The organism is Cellulomonas sp. APG4, assembly GCF_009996735.1.
GTDB lineage: Bacteria > Actinomycetota > Actinomycetes > Actinomycetales > Cellulomonadaceae > Actinotalea.
Map to the genome: position 1 here is coordinate 71,138 of NZ_JAACYI010000011.1, position 17,966 is coordinate 89,103.

Annotated in this window: 15 protein-coding genes; 3 read left to right on the top strand and 12 right to left on the bottom strand. The window is 71.9% G+C overall.

All coding sequences use genetic code 11. The features are described from left to right. The first annotated feature begins 16 nt into the window (after positions 1-16). A complete protein-coding gene (locus GXB85_RS09875) occupies positions 17-1,564 on the top strand; it encodes a GAF domain-containing protein (protein WP_370524136.1) in 1,548 nt (515 codons plus the stop codon). Positions 1,565-1,567: 3 nt separating this feature from the next. Here GXB85_RS09875 and GXB85_RS09880 read toward each other — a convergent pair whose 3' ends face one another. From GXB85_RS09880 to GXB85_RS09905, 6 genes are all read right to left on the bottom strand, one after another. Beyond that, entirely contained in the window at positions 1,568-2,299 is a 732-nt protein-coding gene (locus tag GXB85_RS09880) for a DUF624 domain-containing protein (RefSeq protein ID WP_161917481.1), read from the bottom strand. A gap of 34 nt (positions 2,300-2,333) precedes the next feature. Continuing rightward, positions 2,334-4,379, bottom strand: a complete 2,046-nt coding sequence (locus tag GXB85_RS09885; protein WP_161917482.1) for a beta-galactosidase — start codon at positions 4,377-4,379, stop codon at positions 2,334-2,336. After that, positions 4,376-5,902: a xylan 1,4-beta-xylosidase gene (locus GXB85_RS09890; RefSeq protein ID WP_161917483.1), complete on the bottom strand. Its 1,527-nt coding sequence runs from the start codon at positions 5,900-5,902 to the stop codon at positions 4,376-4,378. Before GXB85_RS09890 ends, GXB85_RS09885 begins: the two co-directional genes overlap by 4 nt. A gap of 72 nt (positions 5,903-5,974) precedes the next feature. After that, positions 5,975-7,633, bottom strand: a complete 1,659-nt coding sequence (locus GXB85_RS09895) for an extracellular solute-binding protein (RefSeq protein ID WP_161917484.1) — start codon at positions 7,631-7,633, stop codon at positions 5,975-5,977. Between the two features lie 93 nt (positions 7,634-7,726). Then, positions 7,727-8,692: a carbohydrate ABC transporter permease gene (locus tag GXB85_RS09900; RefSeq protein ID WP_161917485.1), complete on the bottom strand. Its 966-nt coding sequence runs from the start codon at positions 8,690-8,692 to the stop codon at positions 7,727-7,729. Next, positions 8,689-9,687, bottom strand: coding sequence for a sugar ABC transporter permease (locus tag GXB85_RS09905; RefSeq protein WP_161917486.1), 999 nt, complete (start codon positions 9,685-9,687; stop codon positions 8,689-8,691). Before GXB85_RS09905 ends, GXB85_RS09900 begins: the two co-directional genes overlap by 4 nt. A gap of 347 nt (positions 9,688-10,034) precedes the next feature. On the opposite strand from GXB85_RS09905, the gene GXB85_RS09910 reads away from it, so the two are divergent. Then, positions 10,035-10,490, top strand: coding sequence for a tRNA (cytidine(34)-2'-O)-methyltransferase (locus GXB85_RS09910; protein ID WP_202627807.1), 456 nt, complete (start codon positions 10,035-10,037; stop codon positions 10,488-10,490). A gap of 4 nt (positions 10,491-10,494) precedes the next feature. On the opposite strand, the gene GXB85_RS09915 is transcribed toward GXB85_RS09910, so the two are convergent. From GXB85_RS09915 to GXB85_RS09935, 5 genes are all read right to left on the bottom strand, one after another. Then, complete coding sequence (locus GXB85_RS09915; protein ID WP_161917487.1) at positions 10,495-11,721, bottom strand: MFS transporter; 1,227 nt, start codon at positions 11,719-11,721, stop codon at positions 10,495-10,497. Positions 11,722-11,733: 12 nt separating this feature from the next. Beyond that, positions 11,734-12,378 (bottom strand): cysteine hydrolase family protein, encoded by a 645-nt coding sequence (locus GXB85_RS09920; protein ID WP_161917488.1) that lies wholly within the window; start codon positions 12,376-12,378, stop codon positions 11,734-11,736. Positions 12,379-12,464: 86 nt separating this feature from the next. After that, entirely contained in the window at positions 12,465-13,505 is a 1,041-nt protein-coding gene (locus GXB85_RS09925) for an ABC transporter substrate-binding protein (protein WP_161917489.1), read from the bottom strand. A gap of 147 nt (positions 13,506-13,652) precedes the next feature. Next, a complete protein-coding gene (locus tag GXB85_RS09930) occupies positions 13,653-14,543 on the bottom strand; it encodes an ABC transporter permease (protein WP_161917490.1) in 891 nt (296 codons plus the stop codon). Then, positions 14,543-15,385: an ABC transporter ATP-binding protein gene (locus GXB85_RS09935; RefSeq protein ID WP_161917491.1), complete on the bottom strand. Its 843-nt coding sequence runs from the start codon at positions 15,383-15,385 to the stop codon at positions 14,543-14,545. The genes GXB85_RS09930 and GXB85_RS09935 overlap by 1 nt, the downstream gene beginning before the upstream one ends. Positions 15,386-15,567: 182 nt before the next feature. On the opposite strand from GXB85_RS09935, the gene GXB85_RS09940 reads away from it, so the two are divergent. Then, positions 15,568-16,248: a GntR family transcriptional regulator gene (locus GXB85_RS09940; RefSeq protein WP_161917492.1), complete on the top strand. Its 681-nt coding sequence runs from the start codon at positions 15,568-15,570 to the stop codon at positions 16,246-16,248. Positions 16,249-16,314: 66 nt separating this feature from the next. Here GXB85_RS09940 and GXB85_RS09945 read toward each other — a convergent pair whose 3' ends face one another. Beyond that, positions 16,315-17,892, bottom strand: a complete 1,578-nt coding sequence (locus tag GXB85_RS09945) for a glycosyltransferase family 2 protein (RefSeq protein ID WP_202627796.1) — start codon at positions 17,890-17,892, stop codon at positions 16,315-16,317. Positions 17,893-17,966 lie beyond the last annotated feature (74 nt).

Genomic DNA, 17,966 nt, shown 5'->3' on the forward strand with positions numbered 1-17,966 from the left:
ACCCCCAGGAGACCCCGTGTTCCGACGCCCTGCCCCCGCGCGCGACCACACCGCCGAGCTCACGGAGGCACGCGCCGACGTCGCCGCGGTGACCGCCGTCGTGACAGCCCTCGCCCGCACGTCGACCGTCGAGGAGGCCGTGGACGTCGCCCTCGGCACCATCCGGGACACCTTCGGCTGGGCGTACGGCTCGTACTGGCGGCTGGACCCGGAGGCCCAGGTGCTGCGGTTCGCTCAGGAGTCCGGCGACGCCGGGGCGGAGTTCCGCGAGGTCACCCGGAGCGCGTCGTTCGCCCGCGGCATCGGCCTCTCGGGCCGCACCTGGAAGGCGCGCGACCTCGTGTTCGTCGCCGACCTCGGCACCCTCACGGACTGCGTGCGCGCACCCGCGGCGCGCCGGGCGGGGGTGCGCTCGGGCGTGTGCCTGCCGATCGTGGAGGACGGTGCGGTCGTCGGGACCATGGACTTCTTCACCACCGGGACCATCGAGCCGAGTCCCGCGCGCCTCGACGCCCTGCGCAGCGTCGGCGTGCTCGTCTCGCAGGCCATCGCACGGCTGCGCGCCGCGTGCGTCCAGGCCGAGGCGGCCCAGGACGTCGCGGCGGTCGCGGCGGTGCTGCGGCAGGTGAGCGCCGCGACGACGCGCGAGCAGGCGCTGGCCGCGGCGCTCGACACGATCCGGTCCGGCTTCACGTGGGACTACGGCTCCTACTGGGCCGTGGACCAGGCCGACCGCGAGCTGCGCTTCGTGCAGGAGTCGGGCGACGCCGGGGCCGAGTTCCGCCGGGTGACCCGGGCCGCCTCGTTCCCCGAGGGCGTGGGCGTCGCGGGCCGCGCGTGGCAGGCACGGGACATGGTCGTCGTGCCGGACCTCGCCGAGGTCCACGACTGCGTGCGTGCCCCCGCCGCGCGGCGCGCGGGCGTGCGCTCGGGCGTGTGCCTCCCGATCGTCGTCGGCGGCGAGGTCGTGGGCACCATGGACTTCTTCGTGACCCGCTCGGTGACGCTGAGCCCGGGCAGGATCCAGGCGCTGCGCGACACGGCGTTCCTCGTCGGTCAGGCCCTCGAGCGGTTCGCCGCGGCCGACCGCCTCGCGACCGCGGGGCGCGAGCTGGTCGCGTCGATCGAGGAGGTCGAGCGCAACGTGCTCGTCGCGACGACGGTCGCGACCGAGGGGCAGCACCTCGCCGAGACCGTGAGCGCCGAGGTCGCGGGCCTCGGCACGGCGAGCAGCGAGATCGGCAAGGTCGCCCAGGTGATCCAGGGCATCGCCGCGCAGACCAACCTGCTCGCGCTCAACGCGACCATCGAGGCCGCACGCGCGGGCGAGGCGGGCCGCGGGTTCGCCGTCGTCGCGGGTGAGGTCAAGGAGCTCGCCAACGAGACCGCACGCGCCACGACCGACGTGACCACGCGCATCGCCGCGATCCAGACCCAGGTGGACCAGGTGGTCGGGTCGATCGACCGGATCCGCGAGACGGTCGACAGGATCAACGAGACGCAGACGCTCATCGGAGGCGTCCTGACCGAGCAGGTCGCGGTCACCAGGTCGATCGCGGGCTGATGCTCAGGCGGCCGGGGCGCCCTCGTCCCGGTCGCCCCCGGCCCCCGAGGACGCCGTCAGGAAGCGGGCCTCGACGTCCCGGACCATCGGCCGGGCGTTGCGCCACAGCCAGAAGGTCAGCAGCGAGGCGACGAACCCGAGCACGTAGTCCGAGACGAGCACCACCAGTCCGGCCGTGACGACCAGCAGCGACACCACGCCCAGGGTCACGAGGGGGCGCGAGAGCACGAAGTAGATCCCGAGCCGGGCGACGTCACGCGTGCGGAAGGCGAAGACCGACGCGAGCACCAGGGCGTGCGCGGTCCACAGCACGACGACGAGCGCGACCACCCCCAGCGCGATCCCGAGGCTCGATGGGAGCCCGACCGCGGCCAGGTTCGCGGCGTTCACGCCCAGCACGGTCAGCAGCGCGAGCGCGGGCACCCACAGGCGCAGCACGTCCAGCACGTTGAGCCGGTAGCCGCGCCAGAAGTGCCGCGCCGGGTGCTGGTCGGGCTCACGGTCGCGGTCCCGCCACGCGAACAGGGCGGCCGAGACCGCGGGCCCCACCGGCAGCAGCATCAGCGCGACGAGCGGCAGGTTGCTCGTGTCGGGGCGCAGCAGCATCAGCGGGAGCGCCCCCGGGAGGCTCGCGAGCACGACGAGCAGGTCGATCACGACGAACCAGTAGACGAGCCCCGTGGCCCGCCCGATCGGTCCGGCGGCCGGGTCGTCCCTGTCGCGCTCGAGGCTCATGCCGTCAGTGTCCCAGGGCTCGCACCCGCCGCGGTCACCCGCCCGCGCCGGCGCCGTCGACCTCGAGCACGAGGACGCGCGTGGGCTCGAGGTGCAGACGCTGCCCGACGGCGACCCGCTCACCCGTGAGCAGATCCGTCCCGTCGACGTGGGCCGTGACCTCGACGGCCGCGTCGCCGTGGTGGAGCACGAACTCGTAGCGCCGTCCGCCGACCTCGCGCACCGCGTGCTCGACGCCGGGGACGTCGGCGAACGGGCCCACGAGCCCGTGCCGCTCCAGCACGCGCCGCAGCACCCAGTCCGTCCCCGCCTGGTCGAGCACCGTGCCCACGTACCAGGCCTCGCCCGCGCCGAACCCGTGCCGCGTCACGGCCGCGGTGCCCGCGTAGAAGTCGCTGCCGTAGGTGCCGACCACGGCCGCACCCTCGGGCAGCACGAGGTCGTGCACGAGCGACGCCGCGCCCACCACCTCGGGCGCCCCGTCGGCGACGAGCCGCACCGGGTTCGTCTCGCCCGGCGGGCGGGCGTCGGTCTCGTCGACCCGCACGCCCACGAGGCGCGCGAGCGGCCCCGGGACGTCGGTGAGGAACGCGTTGTCGTCCTCGTCGACGCGGCCCGAGAGCACGGTCGTCACGACGGTGCCGCCCCGCTCGGCCACCTGCTCGAGCCGGGTAGCGAGGTCGCCCTTCACCATGTGCAGCAGCGGGGCGACGACGACGTCGTACCCCGTCAGGTCCGCGGTCACGGGCACGACGTCGACCTGGGCCCCGGCCTCCCACAGCGCGCGGTGGTACGAGATCAGCACCGGCGGGTACGCGAGGTGACGGTTGGGGCCGTCCGAGATCTCGACGGCCCACCACGAGTCCCAGTCGAACAGCAGCGCGACCCGCGCGGGGGTGCGGCCGCCCAGCAGCCGGTCCCCCGTGCGCTCGAGCTCAGCGCCCAGGCGCGCGGTCTCGGTGAACACCCGGGTGTCCGTGCGGCCCGCGTGGCCCAGCACCGCGCCGTGGTACTTCTCACAGGCCCCGCGGGACTGCCGCATCTGGAAGTACAGGACGGCATCGGCCCCGTGCGCGACCGCCTGCCACGACCAGAGCCCCAGCACGCCGGGGCGCTTGACCGGGTTCACGTCACGGCTCGCCGTCACCGACGGCGTCTGCTCCATGAGCCAGAACGGCTGCCCGCCCTTGAGCCCCCGCATCAGGGCGTGCGTGAGGGCCATGCGCGAGGCCGATCGCTCGTCGGGCGGGTAGTTGTCCCACGACGCGAAGTCGAGGTGCTCGGCCCACCGGTGGTAGTCGATCGGTCGGTACATCCCCATGAAGTTGGTCGTCACCGGGAGGTCGGAGTGCTCCCGGATCGCGGCCTTCTCCTCGCGGAACGTGCGCAGCAGGTTGTCCGAGGTGAACCGCAGGTAGTCGAGGGTGATGCCCTGGAACGCCGTGTGGTTCGGGCCGCGCCAGTGCTCCGAGAGCGCGTTCGGCGGCACCACCTGCTCCCAGTCGCTGAAGCGGTGCGACCAGAACGTGGCGTTCCACGCGTCGTTGAGCCGGTCGAGCGTCCCGTACCGCTCGCGCAGCCACACCCGGAACTCCGCGGCGCACACGTCGCAGTAGCAGGCGCCGCCGTACTCGTTGTTGACGTGCCAGGCGATCACGGCCGGGTGGTCGGCGAAGGCGGCGGCGACCCGGCCCGCGAGCGCGGCGGCCGAGCGCCGGTACACCGGCGAGCTGGGGCACGCGTTGTGGCGCTGGCCGTAGACGTGCCGCCGACCCTCGAAGTCGGTGCGGTTGACCTCGGGGTGCCGGTGCGCGAGCCACGGGGGCAGGGCGCCGGTGCCGGTCGCGAGGCACACCTGTCGCCCCTCGGCGTGCGCGCGGTCGAGGATCCGCTCGAGCACCGTGAGGTCGTAGGTGTCCTCGTCGGGCTGGGTCAGGGACCACGCGAAGACCCCCACCGTGAGCGTGTCGATGCGCGCGAGGTCGAAGGCCGCGTGGTCGGCCGCCCAGACCTCCTCGGGCCACTGCTCGGGGTTGTAGTCGCCCCCGTACGGGAGACGGGACGTGCGCGGCAGGCTCATCGGGCGGCGCCGTCGGCGTACCCGGGGATGCGGGTGTCGTCGGTCCACGGCGGCGTCTGGTCGCGCACCGCGTCGAGCTCGACGAGCGTCACCTCGTGGCGCGCCAGGTGGAGGTCGAGCACGACGCGACCCGCGCTCACCGCGTGGGTCGCGTGCTCGACGGCGGGGCGCGAGGCGAGCTCGAGCGCGTCGCGCTGCGCGTGCGACGGCGCGCCTGGGCGGCCCATGCCGCGCCACGCCGACCACGCGTTGCCGTCGTGCTCGTTGACGCGGCGACGCAGCGCGAACGCGCGCCCGTCGCCGTCGGCCGCGACCGGGACGGACAGCTGCACGCGGTGCCCGTCGGACGCCGTCGTCGGGGAGCCGTCCACGGGCTGCCACGCGAGCACGGTGACGCGGCCGTCGTCGTGCCGGGTCACGAGGTGGTCCTCGCCGCGGGCGAGGACGTGGGGCCCGGCCTGGGCCATGAACGCGTAGAGGTGGTAGGTCGGCTTGCGCAGCAGGCCGTGCGTGAGCAGGCCGAAGCCGCCGTGGAAGAGCCCCGGCGCCACGCCGAGCTCCTCGAACACGTCGCTGAGGGTCCAGTAGGCGAACGACTCGACGTGCTCGCCGCCCGCGGTGAGCACCGGCGCGAGGTAGGCCGCGTTGTAGGCGGTGTCGTGCACCGGGTTGTCCGGTCGGTAGGACGTGTTGAACTCGCTGATGTGCACCGGCAGCCCCGCGAGCGCGGTGCCCTCGAGGTGCCGGGCCGGCGCGGCGAACTGCTCGAGCAGGTCCTGCGGAGGGCGCAGGTCCTGGTAGACGCCGAACGGCACGGGCTGCGCGGGACCCGAGGTGTACGCGTGGCGGCTCACGAAGTCGACGGGGACGTCACGCGAGGTGACGTACTCCGCGAACGGCGCCCACCACTCGTCCGCCCCTGGCGAGAGGACGGGGCCGCCCACCTGGAGGCCCGCGTCCACGTCCTTGACCGCGCGCGCCGTGACCTCGTAGAGCCGCAGGTACTCGGCCTGGTCGGCGTCCTTCCAGAAGATGTCGAGGTTCGGCTCGTTCCAGACCTCGATCGGCCACGTGCGGACCTCCTCGAGGCCGTACCTGTCGACGAGGTGGCGCAGCGTCGCGCGGACGAGCTCGGCCCACTCGGCGTACGAGCGGGGCGGCGTGATGTTCCCCTTCCACCAGAACACCGTCTGGTCGCCCGAGGCGAGGTCGGCGGGCATGAACCCGAGCTCGAGGAAGGGCCGCACGCCCGCGGCGAGGTAGCGGTCCACCACCTCGTCGAGGTGGACGAACGTGTGCTGCACGCGCCGCTCGCCCTGCCACTCGTAGGCCCGGTGCACGGCCATGGCGTCGCTGAGCATGCCGTGGCCGCGGATCATCTCGAAGCCGATCTCGCGCGAGGCGAGCTCGAGCGCCTCGGAGTGGCCGCGGCGCAGGGACAGGTCCATGCGACCGGTCCCGACGCAACGGCGCCATGCGGACGAGAGCCGGGCGATCGGCTCGTTGGGCACCTGCACGTGCACGTGGTCTCCTCGGGAAGCGGTGGCCGGCCCGGCCGCGCGGGCGCGCGACCGGGCCGGTGCGACGGGCCTGGGTCAGGCGTTGTTCTCCTGGTAGCGGTCCGCCGCGGTGTTCATGATGTCCACGAAGGCCTGCATGTTCTGGCCCTCGAGCTCGCTCACGTAGGCGTCCCACTCGGACAGGTCACGCTGGCCGGTGATGAAGGCCAGGGTGTTCTGCTTGGTGTAGTCCGCGAGCGCGGTCTGGTACAGGCTCGCCTGCTCGCGCTCGATCTCGTCGAGCGGGGCCGGCGGGTCGAGCGGCGCCTGCTCCTTGCTCGCCATCGACTCCATCCACGCCTTCTCCTCGTCGGTGATGTGCGTCATCACGAGGTCGGTCGTGGAGCCGTGGGCGAGCGAGAAGACGCCGTTGAAGAAGCCCAGGTCGGACTGCAGGTGCGTGGTGCCCTCGGGGTTCTGGTGCAGGAACGTGATCTCGGGCAGCAGCGTGCGGTTGCCGTCGGCGTCGCGCTCGAAGGTCTCGCCCTCGATGCCCCAGCGCGCGAACTCCAGGCCCTCGTCGGAGTAGAACAGCCAGTCGAGGAACTGCAGCGTGGCGACGAAGTTCTCCTTCTCGGCCGCGTCCGAGGAGATCATGAAGCCGTTCTCGATGCGCATGCCGCCCATGACGTCACCCGCGGGGCCCTCGGGCACGCGGATCTTGTTGAGCTCGAAGGTGCCCTCGCCCAGGTTCTCGGCCATCGAGGTGCGGTGGCTCAGGATCTCCTGCGAGTTGGTCGTCATGGCGAACGACTGCTCGTTGATGAGCTTGGCGACCGCCTGGTCGTCCTCCTGCGTGAAGCTCTCCGGGTCGAGCAGACCGTCGGCCACGAGACCCGCGAAGTACTCGACGAGGGCCTTGTACTCGTCCGTGGCGCCCGCGTACACGTACTCGCCGGCCTCCTCGTCGTACGTCATGCCGTCGCCGTAGCCCCAGCCGGCGACCGTGCCGAAGGACGGCGCGGCGACGTTGAGCAGGGCGTCCCCCTTCCAGCGGTCCGACCACGCGTACTGCGTGCCCTGGTCCTCCTTGATCGCGGCCAGCACGTCGGCGAGGTCCTCCCAGGTCCGGGGCTCCTCGACACCGGCCTGCTCCATGAGGTCGGTGCGCAGGCCGATCGTGTAGTCGTACCGGAGCGCCTCGTACAGGCCCGGCAGCATGTAGTACTTGCCGTCCTCCTGGCGCAGCGTGTCGAGCTCGGCCGCGAGGTCCCACTTCTCGACCTTGTCCTGGAAGTGCGGCATGAGCTCGACGTAGTCGCTGATCGGGAGGATCGCGCCCGAGGCGACGAACTGCGCCTCCTGGCCGGGGTAGGTCACCGAGATCACGTCGGGCGCGTCGCCCGCACCGATGAGCACGCCCTTGCGCTGGTCCCAGTCGGACAGCGGAGCCGTGGTGATGTCGAACGTGACGTTGTTGCGCTCCTCGACCTCCTGGAAGAAGAGCCAGTCCTCGTCGAGCGGGTAGTTCGGGTGGTCGCGGTAGAGCAGCTCGATCGAGACCGGCTCGGTCGCGACGAACGTGTCGCCCACGCCGAAGTCGTCCATGGCGCCGACGTCCTTGCCGTCGAGCTCCTCGGCGTCGGGGCCGTCGACCGCGCCGCCCTCGCCGTCACCCGAGCCGCAGGCGACGAGGCCCAGGGCGAGGACTCCGGCGGTCGCGCCCGCGGCGAGGCGCTTCCGTGTGCTGAACATGACTGTCCCTTCGTTCGAACATCAGTGGTCGGTCTGGGATGTCGGGAGGCGCACGCGCGCCCGGTCACGCGGAGGGGGAAGGGGGCGCGGCCATCACCCCTTCACCGAGCCGAGCATCACGCCCGACACGAAGTACTTCTGGATGAAGGGGTAGAGCAGCACGATGGGCAGGACCGTGAGCACCATCGTCACCGACTGGATGTTCGAGGCCACCTGCGTCATGCCGTCGGCCCCCGTGCCCCCGGCCACCGACGTCGCGGTCGTGGCCCCCGCGATGAGGTTCCGCAGGTACACGGTCACCGGGTACAGCCGCGCGTCGTCGAGGTACAGGAAGGCCTGGAACCACGAGTTCCAGAACGTGACCGCGTAGAAGAGCACCATGGTCGCGATGACCGCCTTGCTGAGCGGGAGCACGATGCGCAGCAGCGTGCCGTAGGTGCTCAGCCCGTCGATCGAGGCGGCCTCCTCGAGCTCGTCGGGCATGTTCTCGAAGAACGCCTTCATCACGAGCAGGTTGAAGACGCTGATGGCGTTCGGGATGACGATCGCCCAGATCGTGTTGGTGAACCCGAGTGCGTTGATCAGCACGTAGTTCGGGATGAGCCCGCCGTTGAAGAACATCGTGAAGACGGCGACCAGGATGAAGAAGTTGCGGCCGCGCAGGTTCTTCTTGGAGATCGCGTAGGCGTACGTCGTGGTGAGGACCATCGCGATGGCCGTCGCGACCACCGTGTAGACCACGGTGTTCTGGTAGTTGCGCCAGAACAGGTCGTCGGCCATCACCGTCTTGTACGTCTCGATGTTGAAGCCCCGTGGGACGAGGTTGACCTGACCCGCGTTGATGAAGCCCTCGGAGCTGAACGACTGCGCGACGATGTTGACGAACGGGTAGAGCGTGATCGCCATGACCAGCAGCAGGACGATCACGTTGACCACGGTGAACACGCGGTAGCCGCGCGTGTCCTTGACCGTGGTGGGACGCGAGGTCGCGAGGCGGCGCGCAGCCCGCTGCGGGTCCGGCCGGCCGGTCGAGGTCGTCGTCGAGGACGTGTCGGTCACCACAGGCTCGTCCCCACGAGTCGGCGCGAGATCGCGTTGGCGGACAGGATGAGGGTCAGGCCGATCAGCGACTCGAAGAGGCCGATGGCCGTCGCGTAGCTGAAGTTCGACGAGAGGATGCCCACCCGGTACAGGTACGTCGAGATGACGTCGGCGGTCGGGTAGGTCAGCGGGTTGTAGAGCAGCAGGACCTTCTCGAAGCCCACCGCCATGAACGTGCCGATGTTGAGGATCAGCAGCGTCACCATCGTGGGGCGGATGCCCGGCAGGGTGATGTGCCAGGTCTGCTTCCAGCGGTTGGCCCCGTCGATGCGGGCGGCCTCGTACAGGTTGTGGTCGATCGTCGTCAGGGCCGCGAGGTAGAGGATCGTGCCCCAGCCGACGGTCTGCCACGCCTCCGAGCTGATGTAGATGGCGCGGAACCACTCGGCGCGCTGCATGAAGTTCACGGCGTCGCCGCCGAGCGCCTCGACCACCTGGTTGACCGTGCCCTGCAGCGAGAAGATCTGGAAGATCATCCCCGCGACGATCACGATCGACATGAAGTGCGGCAGGTACGAGACGGTCTGGACGAGCCGCTTGAACCAGCGCCGGCGCACCTCGTTGAGCAGCAGGGCGAGGATGATCGGCAGCGGGAAGACGACGAGCAGGCTGAGCCCGCCCAGGATCAGCGTGTTCTGGAAGACCTCCCAGAACTTCGCGTCGTTGATGAAGAGCTCGACGTAGCGCAGCCCCACCCACTCGTCGCCGAAGATGCTGCTCCCGGGCCGGAACCGGCGGAACGCGATGACGTTGCCCGCCATGGGCAGGTAGCGGAAGATCGCCAGGAACACGAGCGGCAGGACGAGCAACGAGTAGAGCTGCCAGTCGCGTCGCAGGGTGGTCCGCCATCCACGCCGCGGCCGGCCCGTCGTGAGGGCCGCTGCCGGGACGGCCCGGGAGGGCCCCTGGGGAGACCCGGTACCCGAGGCTGCGGGGCCTTCGAGCGCCGTCATCGCGGCTGGGTCCGCACTGGTCCTGCCATCGGTGGCCTCCGCCTCACGTCGTCGTGAGCGACCGAAACTTTCCCAGTTCCGATCGATATCTGTGCGGGGACAGTAGGACCGCCATACGGGTGACGTCAAGGCGTCGGCTCGAGCGTCACGCTTCTGTGACCTCGGAGGATACTGGCGTACGCCGGTTACCTGCGACGACGTTCGAAGTGTCCGGAAAGCCCTCTCCCGTGACTCAGCTCGTCAAAACTTTCGGTACTCGTATCATCGGAACGGTTCGACGGGCGGCTCCCCGGCCGGCCGGGCGCCGCCACACCCGGACGGCCTGGCAGACTCGCGGGGTGCTCCGCATGATGTTCTTCGAGCCCCGGATCGCGGGCAACACGGGCAGCGCGATCCGCCTCTCCGCGGTCACGGGCGCGCCGCTCCACCTCGTCGAGCCCCTGGGGTTCGACCTGTCCGAGCCCAAGCTGCGCCGCGCCGGCCTCGACTACCACGACCTCGCGCACGTGGTCGTGCACCCTGACCTGACGCACGCGCTCGACTCCCTGCAGGGCGCGCGCATCCTCGCGTTCACCACGCAGGCGACGCTGCGGCACACGGACGTCACGTACCGCGACGACGACGTGCTGCTCTTCGGCCCGGAGCCCACCGGGCTGCCCGACGAGGTGCTGGGCCACCCGCGCGTGACGCACACCGTGCGCATCCCGATGCTCGCCGGACGGCGCTCGCTCAACCTCGCGGCGAGCGCATCGATCGCCGTCTACGAGGCGTGGCGTCAGCGCGGCTTCGACGGGGCCGTCTGAGCTCTCACGCGCTCAGCACGGGAGCGGGGCTCTCGCGCGCCGCCGCGCGCTCGTGGCGTGCGAGCGTCACCGTGCTCGCCGCCGCCACCACCAGCACGAGGGCGCCCGTCGCGCCGATCGCTCCCGCGAGGCCGAGCACACCGGTCAGCAGGCCCACCGTCGCGGGGTTCGCGAGCTGGGCGCCCCGGTTCGCGGTCGAGCGCAGGCCCGACGCGAGACCGCGCTGGTGCGGCGGCGTCAGGTCGGCCATGAGCGAGAGCGTGAGCGGCTGCGCGAAGCCGAGCGCGAAGCCGTTGACCACCGCGAGCGCGGTGAGCACCGCGAGGTCACCCGGGACGAGGACCACCGCCACGACCGACGCCGTGCTCGTGACGAGCACGAGGCCGACCATCGTCGAGGCGCGCAGCCGCGCCATCGCGAGCGGGAAGAACGGGCGCGACGCGAAGCCTGCCGCGGCCGCGACGCTCAGCAGGGCACCGATCTGCCACTGCGGCAGTCCCGCGCCCGCGAGCAGCAGCGGGTGGTAGGCCGTGCGGACGTCGAGCACCACGAGTGCCGTGAAGCTCACCACCACGGTCGCGAGCACGGCGGGGTCGCGCATGAGACGCCAGGCGTCCGGGAACGCGTGCCGCAGGGCCCCGCGACCGAGGACGGGGACCGGCCTGGGCGCGATCCTCGTCGTCAGCGCGAGCACGACGAGCAGCACAGAGACGCCGGTGAAGGTCGCGAACGCGAGGCGTGGGCCGCCCGCGTCGGCGAGCGCACCACCCAGGCCGGGTCCGATCGCCTGACCGGCCGCGAGGAAGAGCGAGAAGGTCGCGATCCGGGCGTTGCGGTCCCGCGGGGACTCACCCGCCGCGCCGGGCAGCGTCGCGACGGTCTGGAGCGCGACCCACACGGCGAGCGTCCCGACGCCCACGAGCGCCTGGCTGGCGACGACCACGCCGAGGCTGCCGGGGAGCAGCAGCACCGCTCCCCCGCCGACCATGACGAGCCCGCCGCCCACCAGCAGGCGGCGCACGCCCCACCGGTCGGTGAGCGCCCCGAGCGGCACCGCCAGGAGGGTGGGCAGCACCGCGAACGACGCGAGCGCGAGGCTCGCCTCGGCCGCGGTGCCGCCCAGCTCGAGCACGTAGGGCCCGATGAGAGGGCGCAGCATGGTGTGCGCCGACCAGTACAGGACGCCGAGCACCGCGAGCCGCGCTGCGGAGGGGACGGACGCGGATGGCATCGGCGCCGTTCCTCAGGCGACCTGCGAGAGCGCGGACCAGCCCGCGCCGATCTCGTCGCTGCGCGCGACGAGCCCGAAGTACTTCTCGACGTTCTGCACGGTCATCGCGTGCGCGGCCTCCTCGTAGCTCGCGGCGCAGTCCTCGACCAGCGTGACGTGGAACTCCGCGAAGAGCCCGTCGCGCAGGGTCGACTCGACGCACACGTTGGTCGAGACGCCGGTCAGGAGCAGCGAGTCGACGCCGGCGGTGCGCAGCACCACCTCGAGATCGGTGCCCGCGAAGGCCGAGTAGCGGTGCTTGACGACGACGGGTTCGCCCTCCTGCGGCGCGACGCGGTAGAACTCCGCGCCCCACGACCCCGTGCGGCAGGTCTGGACCGGCCCGGATGCACCCGGCACCGGGTCGCCGCGCCGCCCGAGCCAGGCGGGCGAGTCGGTGGTCTCGTCGTGCGTGGTCTGGATGAACACGACGAGCACCCCGGCCGCGCGGGCCTCGTCGAGGAAGCGCTCGAGCCGCGGCACCATGGCCACGGCGGCCGTGGTGTCGCTGCCGCGCTGACCGCAGGCACCGGCCGGGTCGCAGAAGTCGTTCTGGACGTCGACGACGACGACGGCGGCCCTTCCGGGCGCGAAGCGGGACGGGACGGACGTGGACATGGCGGGTCCTCTCTGGGGTGGCTGCGGTCCGTCGGCTCGTGCACCGGCTGCGCGGCCCGGACCTGGCCGCGCAGCCGGACCTGCTCCTAGCCCTCCTCGGACACGAACTGGTTGTCGGCGATCACCTCGTAGGTCTGGGGCGCCGCCGAGTCGTCGAGGATGTCGCCGCTGCGGGCCACCTCGAGCGCGGTCTCGACCGCCTCCTGCGTGAGGTAGGTGCCGCCCCAGAGCTCGTCGGCGTAGGCCCGCTCGAGGGTGGCCTCGAGCACGTCGGGCTCCATCGTCGGGAACTGACGCGAGGCGAGGTCCGTCGCGTACGCACGGTCCTCCTCGATCGCGGCCTGGCCCTGCTCGAGCGCCGCCACGAACGCGGCCACGGTCTCGGGCTGCTCCTCGACCGTCGCGCGGGGCATCACGATCGCCGAGTAGGCGTACGGGCCGAGCAGGTCGAGCGGGTTGAGGAAGGGCTCGCCCCACAGGCCCTGCTGGATGCCGAGGCCCAGCTGCGGCTCGGCGACCACCGCGACCTCGGCCTGCCCCTGCGCGACGACCGACGGGATCGCGCTCGAGTCCTCGACCTCCATGAGCGTCACGTCGCTCTCCGGGTCCAGACCCTCCATCTGCAGGATGTGCCGCAGGATCGCGTTGGGCGTCCCGCCGTAGCGGCCCCCGACGATCGTCTTGCCCGCGAGGTACTCGCCGATGTCCGCGCCCGCCTCGGGCTCGGCACCCTCGGCCGCGACGAAGTACACGTTCCCGCGGTTGACGACGTTGGCCACGGCCACCAGGTCGGCGCCCTTGACGTTCGCGACGGCGCCGGACTCGGGCCCGCCGATGAACCCGGCGACCTCGCCCGCGAGCGTCGCGTTGACGTGGCCGCCGCCGGTGAGCGTGGTGACCTCGACCTCGAGCCCCTGCTCGGCGAAGTAGCCCTTGTCCTGCGCGGCGTACAGGGGCAGGTAGCCCACGCCGTGCACGGGTTCGGCGATGGTCAGCTCGACGAGCTCGGACGCCTCGGCCGGGGAGGCGTCGGGCTCGGCCGGCTCGGCGGCACCTCCCCCGCTGCTGCAGGCGGCGGCGAGCAGGACGACCGAGAACGCTGCGGCGGCCCGGAGTGTGGTCTTCATGGGGGTTCCTTCGCTGGGTGGACGGCGTGCGGGGACGCACGGGGTGGACGGCGTGCGAGGACGCACGGGGTGGACGGCGCACGGCGCGCGTGAGCCGGGTGGTGGCGCCCGCACACGGCGGTGCGGGGACGGGGACGTCGTCGGACGTCAGGCCTGGTGCGTGATGCCCTTGAGCAGGCGACGCTCGAACCACGAGACGACGACGTAGAGCAGCATCGACAGGATCGCGAGCGTGAAGACGCCCACCCAGATCAGCGCGATGTCGTAGGTCGATCCCGCGTACTGGATCATCCGACCGAGCCCGGCCGTCGAGCCGATGTACTCACCGACGATCGCCCCGGTGAGCGCGAGGCCGATCGCGACCCGCAGGCTCGAGGCGATCCACGGGAGCGTCGACGGCACCACGACCTTGGTGAAGACCTGCCAGCGCGAGGCGCCCAGCGAGTACATGAGCGTCGTCAGGTCCTTGTCCACCGCCTTGACCGCGGAGAACGTGTTCAGCACCTGGATGACGATCACGAGCGCGGTCGCCATGGCGACCTTGGACCCCATCCCGAGGCCGAGCACGAGCACCACGATCGGAGCGAGCGCGAGCTTGGGCATCGCCTCGAACGCGATAAACAGCGGCTCGGCGGTGAGCGCGTAGCGCCGCGACCACCAGAACGACAGCCCCACCGTCACGCCGCCCACGACGCCGATCACGAAGCCGAGCACCGTCGAGGTGAACGTGAACCGGGCGTTGGAGAGGATGTCGCCGTTGGCGAACGCGATGGTCGCGGTGTCCCAGATGCGGCTCGGCTGGCTCCAGAAGAAGGGGTCGACGAACCCGGCGCGCACGCCCGCCTCCCACAGGCCGAGCCCGAGGACGACGACGCCGAGGCGCAGGGCCCACACGGTCCAGGCGCTGGGTTCGCCGCGCTCGCGCCGACGGCGCACGGTCGGGCTGGTCGTGGCCCGCAGGGTCGCGAGCTCCTCGAGGCTGTCGGCGGACGTCTCGGGCCGGCGGTTGCGCACCGGGGGCGGGGCGAGCGCGGTCATCAGGCCACCTCCGCGAGAGGAGCGGCACTCGCGTGCGCCCCGTTGAGGAGCTCCCGGGCCTCGGCCTTGAGCCGCACGAACTCGGGGCTCGTGACGACCGACGGCTTGCGCGGCCGGTCGAGACCCACCTCGAACTCGGCGACGATGCGGCCGGGCCGCGCCGACATGACGAACACGCGGTCGGAGAGGTAGATCGCCTCGTCGATGTCGTGCGTGACGAACAGGACCGTCTTCTGGAAGTCGTCCCAGAGGTCGAGCAGCCACTCCTGCATCTGCTCGCGGGTCTGGGCGTCGAGCGCACCGAACGGCTCGTCGAGCAGGATGATGTCGCGGTTGAACAGGATGGTGCGCAGCAGCGCGGCGCGCTGGCGCATGCCGCCCGAGAGCTGGTGCGGGTAGCGGTTCTCGAAGCCGCCGAGCCCGTAGGTGGTCAGCAGCGGACGCGCGATCGCGTGGGCGGCGCGCTTGCGGACGCCGCTGATCTCGAGGCCGAGGACGACGTTCTCGAGGATGGTGCGCCACGGCAGCAGCAGGTCCTTCTGCAGCATGTACCCGACCAGTCCCTGCTGGCCCGAGCGGTCCACGCCGTCGATACGGATCCGCCCGCTGGTGGGCGTGTCGAGGCCCGCGATGAGGTTGAAGAGCGTGCTCTTGCCGCAGCCGCTCGGGCCGATGAGGGCGATGAACTCCCCCGGCCGCACGCTCAGGTTGGCGTCGACGAGCGCCTGCACGGTGCCGCCGTCGGGGCTCGGGAAGGTGCGGTGCACGCCGTCGATCGTGAGCTGGGCGCTGGAGCGTTCGGCGAGCCCTGAGGCCCCTGGGCGGGGTGGGGTGGTGACCACGGCATGCTCCTCCGGGGTGAGTTCTATAATCTATAGAGCATGTCTACGGGTCGGCTGTTTCCCGTCCGTTCGGCTGCCGTGAACAGCGTGTAACGGCGGTCGAGTGGCACGTGGGACGATGACCGCGCAGCACGAGCCATCGTCGGTGCCGCACGCGCGGCCGGGGGACCAGGAGCGAGCCGGTGGAGTTCGAGAGCGACGGGGCCGCCCCGCTGCGCACCGCCCACGAGTGGGTGCGAGCCCGTCTGCGGGACGCGATCTTCACGGGCGAGTACCCACCCGGGTCACGCCTGGTGCAGACCGAGATCGCCGAGCACCTCGGCACGAGCGTCACCCCGGTGCGCGAGGCGATGCGCGACCTCGTCAACGAGGGCCTCATCAGCGCGGACCCGCACCGCGCCGCCACGGTGCGCCCCATCGACGTCGACGACGCCATCGAGATCAACGAGCTGCGGCTCGTCCTCGAGCCCATGGCCGCGCGCCGGGCAGCCGGCCGCATCACGCCCGCCCGGCTCGACGAGCTGCGTCGCCTCGAGGCCGAGATGGAGTCGGCCGACGACAACACCTGGCTCGAGCTCAACCGCCGATTCCACCTGACGGTGATCGACGCGGCGGACTCCCCCCGGCTCGGCGCGATCCTGCTGAACCTGCGGCAGATCAGCACGTTCTACCTCGCCGCGTACGTGCGCACCACGGGCGTCGACCGCGGCAAGAGCGCTCGCGAGCACACGCGTCTCATCGCGGCGCTCGAGGCGGGCGACGGCGAGCTCGCCGAGCAGGTCATGGCCCAGCACCTCGCCGAGTCGGGGAGCCTCAAGGCCGGCCTGGACGCCGCGCTGCACGGCTCCGGCCGCACCACCTGAGGCGCCGCGCCGTCGTCGGCCCGGGTCGTGACGGCCGGGGCGTCGTCGCACCGCGTCGCCCCGGGCTCACTTCCAGCGGCGACGCGTCCCCGCGAGGTGCTGGGCGTATCCCGCGAGGGACGCCGTCGAGCACAGCACCTGGTAGCCGAGCAGGAACGCGAGGTACCCGAACCGGTTGCGCCGCACGCGCAGGTCGAGCGGGCCGAACACGTAGCGCGACTGGAACCGGCGCAGCCCGCCGTACACCAGCAGCGTCACCGGGAGCACGACGAGGGTCCAGACCGAGACGATCCACGGGAACCCGAGCGCGAAGAGCACCAGCCCGGGGAGCCAGATCAGCGCGTACCCGATGTCGAGCAACGGGATCAGCAGGTCGATCCCCGCGATGAACCGGGTGAGCACGCGGCGCTGCCGCCACGGCGGCACCGCGCGCAGGCCCTCGAACATGCCGCGCGCCCAGCGGGCACGCTGACGCATGAAGTGCCTCACCTGCTCGGGGGCGTCCGTGAACGCGACCGCGGTCGGCTCGAAGTAGACCCGCCGGCCCTCCTCCATGAGGCGCCACGTCACGACGATGTCCTCACCGATCGCGTCCGGCCAGCCGCCGATCCGTCGCACCTCGTCGGTCAGGTAGACCGAGAACGCGCCCTGGGCCACGAGCGTCGCCTGGTACAGGCCCTGCATGCGCTTCACCGCCGCGATGCCCAGGTAGTAGTCCCACTCCTGCATCCGCGTCAGCAGGTTGGCGCGCGAGTTGCGCACGAGCACGGTGCCCGCGACGGCCACCGTGTCCTGCGGGGCCGACTCGAGGCGCGACACCAGCCGGCGCAGCGCCTCGCGGTGCAGCAGGGTGTCGGCGTCCACGGTGACGACGTAGGGCGTGCGCACGTACGCGAGCGCGGTGTTGAGCGCGTTCGACTTGCCCGGACGCGACTCACGCACGACGAGCAGGTCCAGACCGAGCGTCTCGGCCGTCTCGCGCGCGACGCGCACCGTGCCGTCGGTGGACCCGTTGTCCGCGAGGATCACGCGCACCTCACCCGCGTAGTCCGTGCGCGCGAGGTTGATCAGCGTCCCGGCGATCCCGCGCTCCTCGTCGCGCGCCGCGACGATCACGGTGACCCCGGTGACGGGGTTCGCGACGCTGAGCGCCGGTTGCCTGTCGAGGACGAGGGATGCGGCCATGAACGCGACGATCCCGCCCGGCAGGTACGCCACGAGCACCACGACCACCCAGGTCAGCACCGGCCCGACGACGGGCACGAGCTCGTCGACCCAGGCCGCCGAGACCCAGACCGACGCGCCCACCCAGGCACCGGTGAACGCGACCGCCAGCAGGAACTTGACCCAGACCGGCACGTAGGGCCGCCGCGAGGTCGCGTCGGGTGCGCCGCCCTGGGCCGGACCGCGCTGGGTCGGGACACGCTGGATCGGGACGCGCGGCACCGGGACGCGCGGCACGACGTCGTCGCGGTGCACGTCGGGCGCGACGTCGTCACGGTGCACGTCGGGCGCGACGTCGTCGCGGTGCACGTCGGGCGCGACGTCGTCGCGGTGCACGTCGGGCACGACCTCGTCACGGTGCGCGGGCGCGCTCGAGGGGACGGCGGCGTCGGGGGTGCGCGCGCCGGAGTGGGGGCTCACACCGGATGAGACGCGCGGGCCGTCCGCTCATGGCGCAGGTCAGTGGGTGATGTGCACCACCTTCACCCGCGTGC

Bases quoted from the DNA above. Each gene is read 5' to 3' on its own strand.
- GXB85_RS09880 (WP_161917481.1), bottom strand. From the start codon at position 2,299: ATGAGCCTCGAGCGCGACAGGGACGACCCGGCCGCCGGACCGATCGGG.
- GXB85_RS09885 (WP_161917482.1), bottom strand. From the start codon at position 4,379: ATGAGCCTGCCGCGCACGTCCCGTCTCCCGTACGGGGGCGACTACAAC.
- GXB85_RS09895 (WP_161917484.1), bottom strand. From the start codon at position 7,633: ATGTTCAGCACACGGAAGCGCCTCGCCGCGGGCGCGACCGCCGGAGTC.
- GXB85_RS09905 (WP_161917486.1), bottom strand. From the start codon at position 9,687: ATGACGGCGCTCGAAGGCCCCGCAGCCTCGGGTACCGGGTCTCCCCAG.
- GXB85_RS09910 (WP_202627807.1), top strand. From the start codon at position 10,035: ATGATGTTCTTCGAGCCCCGGATCGCGGGCAACACGGGCAGCGCGATC.
- GXB85_RS09915 (WP_161917487.1), bottom strand. From the start codon at position 11,721: ATGCCATCCGCGTCCGTCCCCTCCGCAGCGCGGCTCGCGGTGCTCGGC.
- GXB85_RS09920 (WP_161917488.1), bottom strand. From the start codon at position 12,378: ATGTCCACGTCCGTCCCGTCCCGCTTCGCGCCCGGAAGGGCCGCCGTC.
- GXB85_RS09925 (WP_161917489.1), bottom strand. From the start codon at position 13,505: ATGAAGACCACACTCCGGGCCGCCGCAGCGTTCTCGGTCGTCCTGCTC.
- GXB85_RS09930 (WP_161917490.1), bottom strand. From the start codon at position 14,543: ATGACCGCGCTCGCCCCGCCCCCGGTGCGCAACCGCCGGCCCGAGACG.